The organism is Clostridium celatum, from assembly GCF_021412605.1.
Lineage (GTDB): Bacteria > Bacillota > Clostridia > Clostridiales > Clostridiaceae > Clostridium > Clostridium celatum.
Genome location: NZ_JAJKGM010000072.1, coordinates 1 through 7,150, shown reverse-complemented (window position 1 = coordinate 7,150; position 7,150 = coordinate 1). Strand labels below are relative to the sequence as shown.

5 protein-coding genes are annotated in these 7,150 nt (G+C 27.3%); all 5 read right to left on the bottom strand.

The window, feature by feature from the left end:
* Positions 1–131 precede the first annotated feature (131 nt).
* Genes LPC13_RS16285 through LPC13_RS16265 form a run of 5 tightly spaced genes read right to left on the bottom strand, consistent with a single transcriptional unit; the run spans position 132 to position 6,877 of the window.
* Entirely contained in the window at positions 132–1,364 is a 1,233-nt protein-coding gene (locus tag LPC13_RS16285; RefSeq protein WP_005212643.1) for an ABC transporter permease, read from the bottom strand.
* The gene (locus tag LPC13_RS16280) at positions 1,361–2,659 is read right to left on the bottom strand and encodes an efflux RND transporter periplasmic adaptor subunit (protein ID WP_005212642.1); all 1,299 of its coding nucleotides are present in this window, start codon (positions 2,657–2,659) and stop codon (positions 1,361–1,363) included. Before LPC13_RS16280 ends, LPC13_RS16285 begins: the two co-directional genes overlap by 4 nt.
* Positions 2,660–2,665: 6 nt before the next feature.
* The gene (locus LPC13_RS16275) at positions 2,666–3,508 is read right to left on the bottom strand and encodes a carbohydrate ABC transporter permease (protein WP_040419153.1); all 843 of its coding nucleotides are present in this window, start codon (positions 3,506–3,508) and stop codon (positions 2,666–2,668) included.
* A 17-nt stretch (positions 3,509–3,525) separates the two neighbouring features.
* A complete protein-coding gene (locus tag LPC13_RS16270; RefSeq protein WP_195244773.1) occupies positions 3,526–4,383 on the bottom strand; it encodes a carbohydrate ABC transporter permease in 858 nt (285 codons plus the stop codon).
* A gap of 1 nt (position 4,384) precedes the next feature.
* Positions 4,385–6,877, bottom strand: coding sequence for an ABC transporter substrate-binding protein (locus tag LPC13_RS16265; protein WP_040419150.1), 2,493 nt, complete (start codon positions 6,875–6,877; stop codon positions 4,385–4,387).
* Positions 6,878–7,150: the final 273 nt, after the last annotated feature.

The following is a 7,150-nucleotide window of genomic DNA, read 5'->3' as shown; positions in this document are numbered from 1 at the left end:
ATTAATATATTTTAAATTATATTACATATTTGTATAAAATTAAAGACTACTGACACTTTGTCAGCAGTCTGAAAAATTGGTAGATATCAATAGATATCTACCAATTTAAAAACCTATAAATTAAATTTATTTTATACCATTACTTCATTAGATTCCGTATTAATTTTGTTATTTTGAATCTTATCTCTATTTTCATTATAAACAAAATATTTTTCATGTTTTCTTATGAAATAATCTGCACAAAGATACAATGGATATATTGCCCAAAGTATTGGTATATTAACATCAAAGCTATATTTTTTCCATACTAAAAGAACTACAACAAATGAATTTAGTACTAATATTAAATTTATTCCTATTAATTCCCTAATACTATTTATTTTAATAGCTTTTAAATTAATAACAAATAATATAATGGTAAGTATTGAATATACCGTGGCCATAATCATATTTTCAATATTATAAATATCCATTCCATATTTTTTCATATACATTACATATTTAAATTTTTCAATATATTCTCTCCATAAGTTGCCCCAGAAATCAAAATCTGACCATTTATTAGGAATCATATCTAATGGAATAGTTATTTTTATATTTGTTATTTTTAAGAAAATTGTTCCTAATATAATTATCATACAAAGATATATAAATAATAATATTGGCTTATTTTTTGCCTTCATAGCATATACTATTACTTTTATAGCTATTAATAATAATGCAATAATAGGAAATATCATCATTATAGCATTTGCTAAATTATAATATAAAGAAGCATTTATAGGCATTTCTTTAAATCCTAACGTGTTTGTTAAATCTTTAATCTCATTAAAGCTAAACTCTGTGCCATCAAATGATAATCCTGTCATACTTTCCTGGGAATCATCTAATAATTGAACTATAATATTTGAAGTTGTTCCTTTATGAATTCCTCTAACAACTAAACTTCTATCATTATAAATTATTTCTTTTCCTACTGCATGCTTACTTCCAAAGAGCTTATATGAAGTTTCTTCATCTATTAGGCATCCTTCTTTGTCATCTTCAAATAATAAAGGTCCGTCAATTATTAAAGAAGAATTTCCACTAACAAGTAATACTTTTAAATTATTTATAGTTCTATTGAAGTCTGGATTATATGCTGATTGCAATGATTTTTCAGCCCATCCTACCATAGAAATATCATTTTTACTTTCCTTAATAGACTTAAGTCTATCTATATTAACTTCTGTTTCCTCAAAATAGTAATTAATTACTTTTTTTTCATTCTTGATATTATTAACATAACCTATAGATAATCCAAAGCACATAACTAAAGCAAACATTAATAATACTTTAATTATTTGCCTTACTGCCCTTCTCATTCTGTCTCCAAGCGAACCCTGTCGCCATCTTCCACAGTTTTATTACTTCCAACTATAACTTGTTCATTTCTAGCTATAGTTCCATCACTAATAGCTGCAAATTCTCCATCTTTTTTCTCTACTCTAACTTCAATTTTTTTTGCAACTTTTTCTGTTCCAAGTACTGTTTCTTTTTCACTAACAGCTAAAACATAATAATTATTATTTTCTCCTTGTCTAAGTGCTGCTAAAGGCACACAAGTACCATATTTTTTAGCTGTACTTGAAATAATAAGTTCGCCCATATCATCAATTTCACCAATTCCAACTGGTAGTATAACAGTAATATCTAAGTATCCTGGATTTTCAGTACTATTCGCAATTGCTTCAATTGTTAATTTATCCACTGTTTGTGAATTATTTAAAGTTAAAGCAACCTCTTGTCCTTGCTTTACTGTACTTCTTTTATCCTTTTCAATTTGAGCTATAAATTTATACCCTGAATTTTTATCTGCAATAGATATTATTGTATCTGATGTAACACCTCCACTTTCAGCAAAAACACTTGTAACTATACCTTCTCTATCAGATTTAACTAGTCCTTTTGCCTCTATTAATGGTTGTAATTTTTCAATTTCTTTATAATATTTTTCTGTATCAACAGAATCCTTTATATCTTGAAGATTACGATCTAAATCTGTAGTGTCATTAGCCTCAGAAACAACTTGATTATACATAGCTTTTTTATTTTCATAATCTGCATTTAAACTTTCTTGTGTCATAGGATCTTTTTCTTCGTCCTTTAAAGCAGCATAATCATTTAATGCTTTTTCTGCAGCATTTAATTCATTTAATGCTGTAGTAACACTTTGATTTTTACTTTCTATTGCTTTATTATAATCTTCTATTGCCCTTGCTATAGTTTTTTCTTCCTTTTCTACATTTTCCCTAAGCTCTGATATCTTATTATTTAAATCGTCTATATTAAGTTCAACTAAAGTATCTCCAACCTTAATTGTAGAACCTAAACTTACATTAACATAGTCTATTTTTAATCCTTCAACTATAGATATTTTTTCTTCTCTACTTTTGACAATTCTGCCGCTAGCCTTAACCTCATCTACTATAGTTTTAGTTTTTGGATTTTCTGTTGTAATAACAGGTATAGTCAAAGAATCTGCAAATCTAGATAACATTGTACAAATTATCATTACAAACAAAAAAGCTACTAAAGATTTTAATGCTTTCTTTTGCAGAGTATCTTTTCCTTTTTTAACATATTTATAATTTATTATTTTTTTTATTTTCTCATTCATAACTCATCATTCCTTTACTGCTGATGCTGCAATACCTTGCTCTAAATAACTTTGTCCTGCAAAAAATACTATTATAGCTGCAACAAGTGTTACTGCTGATGCTGTAAATGCTATATCAGCATTTTCTAAAGTAATATTAGGTAGATAAATTGATAATGGCCATAGTGCCTTATCCTTTAAGAAAGTTAATGGCTGTTCTATTAAATTCCAGTATTCTAAAAATTGTAATACTACTGCTGACATTATTCCTGGCATACCTAATGGAATTCCTATCTTAATAAATATCTTTATCTCACTAGCACCATCAATTCTTGCTGATTCTATAATAGATTCCGGTATATTACAAAAAAATCTATACATTATAAATACTGAAAAAGTTGAAAATATTGCAGGTAATATAATACTTAAGTGAGTATCCAATATGTTAATTGAATCTAAAACTAAGTAACTTGATAACATTGTTACTTGGAATGGCATTAACATCACTACAATATATATCGTAAATAGTATTTTTTTAAATGGAAACTTATATCTTGCAAACCCCCATGCAGCTGCAATACCAAATAAAAGCTGCCCTAATATAGAAAAGAATACTATTTTCACAGAATTCCAAAACATTACAAAAAATTGTGGTGTATCTAATAATAGCTCTACATATGATCTTAAAGTAGGATACTTAGGTAACAATTCCCAAGATACAAAACCACTTATATTTTCTGATAAAACAGGTCCTAAATAACTCTTTAGCTCTCCAACGCCCATAAAAGAACCCGCAATTAAGAATATTACCGGAAAGCACATAAATAAAGATATTATTAGTAATATAATAAATATTAATTTTTTTTTCATTTTCTTACTCTCCATTCCTAATCTTGATTTTCCCATGCTCTTTGAAGAAGCATTATTAAAATAAATATTATAATAGCCATAATCACAGATGCTGCTGCCATTTTACCAAATGACATTTCTCTGAACCAATTGTTAAATAAGTGTTGTAATAAATACATACTTTTATCTGGATAATCTCCAGCTACTAAATATGCTTCTCTAAATACTTTAAAAGAATTAAGTAGCGATAATACAGCAACAGTATATAACGTTGGCTTTAAACAAGGAAGCGTTATCTTTGTAAAACATGTAAATTCCCCTGCACCATCTACCCTTGCAGATTCATATACTTCTTTTGATATTGCATTCAGTCCTGCTAACCATAATATAATATTGTACCCTAAATTTTTCCATATGTAACTAAATACTAATATCCAAAAAGAAAAGCCTGTACTCATCCAATCTTGACTACCTATTTGAAATTTATCTAATACCCCACTTAAAACCCCCTGCTCATGAAATACAATATTCCATATTAATACTACTGAAGCTATAGGTACCGCCATAGGTATTAAAAAAGCAGTTCTTAATATTTGTGATTCTTCAACAAACTTATTTAATATTACTGCAATAAGTAATGATAATACTAATAATAATGGTATACATATACTAACAAACTTAATTGTATTTTGAGTTGCTAATTTAAATGCAGTATTACCAAATACCTCTACATAATTCTCTAACCCTACAAATTCTCTTGAAATGGCACTTTGAAAGGATCTAATAAAAACATCTAAAGAGGGAAGCAATGTAAATATTGCTACCCCTATTAGACTAGGCATTACGAAATATAAGCCAGTTAATTTTTGCTTTTTTCTTTTACGTACTTGTTCCATATTACTCTGATAAATAAAGATCTAAGTTGTCTACTATTGTATTCATAGCATCATCTAAAGTAATATTTCCTGTTGCGAATTCATTAAATTGTTTGGCAACTTCGACTAATAATACTCTATTCATTACTGGTGCCACTTGTAAGCTTTCTATTTCGCCTATTAATTTATTAACATCCTCTTCATTTGGCCATAATTGTTTTATTTCTTTTTCTTTTCCATTTTCATCTATAAATATCATGCTACCTTGAGTATAATGATTAGTTGTTTCATCAAATTCAGGTTCATAATATTCACTCTTCTCTAATTCAAATTGGTTCTTTAAAGATTTTTTATTTACTGTTAATCCTTGAGAATACATCATATTATCTTTTGATTTTTCTGAAAGCATTTCCTTTAATATTTCTTTAGCTGCATCTTTATTTTCACTCTTTGCATTTATTCCAATTACATTTGAAGGAATGAATATTTTTTCATCACCTCTAGATAAAACCTTGTAATCCAATTTAGTATCATTAAGTAAAGCTGTAATTAATGAAGAATATCCATAAGTTCCATCTAAGCTTCCATACATTAAGCTTACTGGTTCATCCATTAAGAAAGAATCAGCATAAATTGATGGACTTAAATAATATTGTAGTTCATAAACATTACTTACATCTTCATAATTTTCATCTACTTCATTTTTATCAGCAATTCCCTCTTCAGAATCTACACTAAAGTTTGAATCCTTATTAGTATCCATTTGGTATTTATCATTCATGCTTTCTATATATTTTTGATAATTTGCATCTATTGCATCATACATTTCCTTTGTTAATGTAAAGAAATTACTTATTTCATCTACATTTATAGTTTTATCACTATTAAGCCAGTTGTTTCCATATAAATAATATAAAGCATATAATAACCCTTTTGGAGAGTAATAATCAGAGAATACCCTATTATCTGATTCACTTGCTAATTTTTTAGTTAATTCAACTAATGATTTAAAATCTGTAACTGAATTTATAGTATCCTTATTACCAACTAACATTGGGAATCTAAATGATGTTGGAAATTGATATATCTTTTCATCAACAGTATAGGCATCTGCTATATTTTTAAATATCTCATCATTATCTACCATTGGAGAAATAACATCACTTAAATCTTCTAATAAACCTTTTTCAATATAAGACTCTGCTTCAAGTCCATCTAATAAAATTATATCTGGTCCATTTCCTGCCATTATTTCTGTATTTAAAGTTTTAAGTGCATCTGATTCTGTTACTCCATTATCCCAGCTTAATCCAATCTCATATTTTATATAAATATCTGGATGTGCTTTTGCATAAGCTGAAATAGCTTGTCTTATTGCATCATTTTCTAATAAAGAATATACTCTTATTTGTTGGTCTGGAACTGATGCTATTTCTGCATCATATTTGTAATTTATAAGCGTAACTTCGTTGTTTGTCCAATCATTAAATGCCGCTAAAAACTCATCATTTTCTTTTTCTATAAATGCCATTAAATACATATCTGTCATACCAAATGACGATAATGCTCCATCTATTAATTGTGAAACTTTTTTAGACTCCATATCATAAGCAAATAATCCATTTACATTATAATAATAAAGTTTATCTTTACTACCTGAATTAATAAATGATGGATAGTAAGAAGTTTGTGATTTAATAGTTTCTTTTTCTAATTCTTCTAAATTACCAATTTCTTTTCCAGTATTAATATCGAATTCTATGATTGAATCAAATCCACATATTATTAATGAATCTCCAACTAATAAAAAACTATTTATATAATCATCACTTGAAAATATATTTTTTTCTTCAAATGTTTCACCATCTATTTGAGTTATAACTTCTCCCATTCCATTAGAATAAAAAATATCACCATTAGCTGCTGATGCTAATTGCTGTGGTCCACCATACATCATTTCGTGTTCATTTTCTGTATTGTTACCTAAATCAATATCAGTTATAGTTCCACCATTTTCTATTATGGCATATTTATATTCTGGTTCTTCATATACCCACTCTTCTTTTATATTGTCATCTGTAGTTTCTGAATCACCTTCTGCTACTTCTCCTTCTGTTATAGTACCATCTAAAGTTACTGAATCCTCATTAAATGGTTCCATAAAGTAATAACTTAAAATAATTCTGCCATCACTTAAATATGTAGAACTCATAACTGCAGTTTCTTTTCCTTCTTCTTTAGGTAATTCTATAGTACTTTCAGTTAAAGTTTTACCTCCATCTTCTGATATGAATGATGTTAATTTTCCTTCTTCATTATAAGCAATAATTGCGATTTTACCATCATCTAGCTTTACCATACTTTGGATATAGGTATTACTAGGTAATTCATATCTTTCTTCTACATATCTTCCTTTTTCATTTTTTGCAGTTGTGCTATTAGAACACCCTATTGCACTAACAACAAATGTTAGTGATAACATTGTTGCAAGCATTCTTTTTAATACTTTCCCCATTTCACCCTCCACATTTTTGAAAATATTTTATTTTTTGCTATTTATTATAATATAATAACATTTTTATCCAATGTATTCTATCATATAAATCCTAATATTTTCTTACAATTTAATTACAAAATTTTAATATTTCACATTATTAGACTAATATTCTAACATAAAAGTTCCTACAAATAAAAAAAGAGTTAGTCATCTGACTGATATGCTCCCTTTATAGTAGACAGTTAAAATAATAAAACTGTCATTACTATAGAGGGAGCAATTTTTATGGGA

Excerpts from the sequence above, each read along its gene's own strand:
- LPC13_RS16280 (WP_005212642.1), bottom strand. The coding sequence starts at position 2,659 with ATGAATGAGAAAATAAAAAAAATAATAAATTATAAATATGTTAAAAAA.
- LPC13_RS16275 (WP_040419153.1), bottom strand. The coding sequence starts at position 3,508 with ATGAAAAAAAAATTAATATTTATTATATTACTAATAATATCTTTATTT.
- LPC13_RS16285 (WP_005212643.1), bottom strand. The coding sequence starts at position 1,364 with ATGAGAAGGGCAGTAAGGCAAATAATTAAAGTATTATTAATGTTTGCT.
- LPC13_RS16265 (WP_040419150.1), bottom strand. The coding sequence starts at position 6,877 with ATGGGGAAAGTATTAAAAAGAATGCTTGCAACAATGTTATCACTAACA.
- LPC13_RS16270 (WP_195244773.1), bottom strand. The coding sequence starts at position 4,383 with ATGGAACAAGTACGTAAAAGAAAAAAGCAAAAATTAACTGGCTTATAT.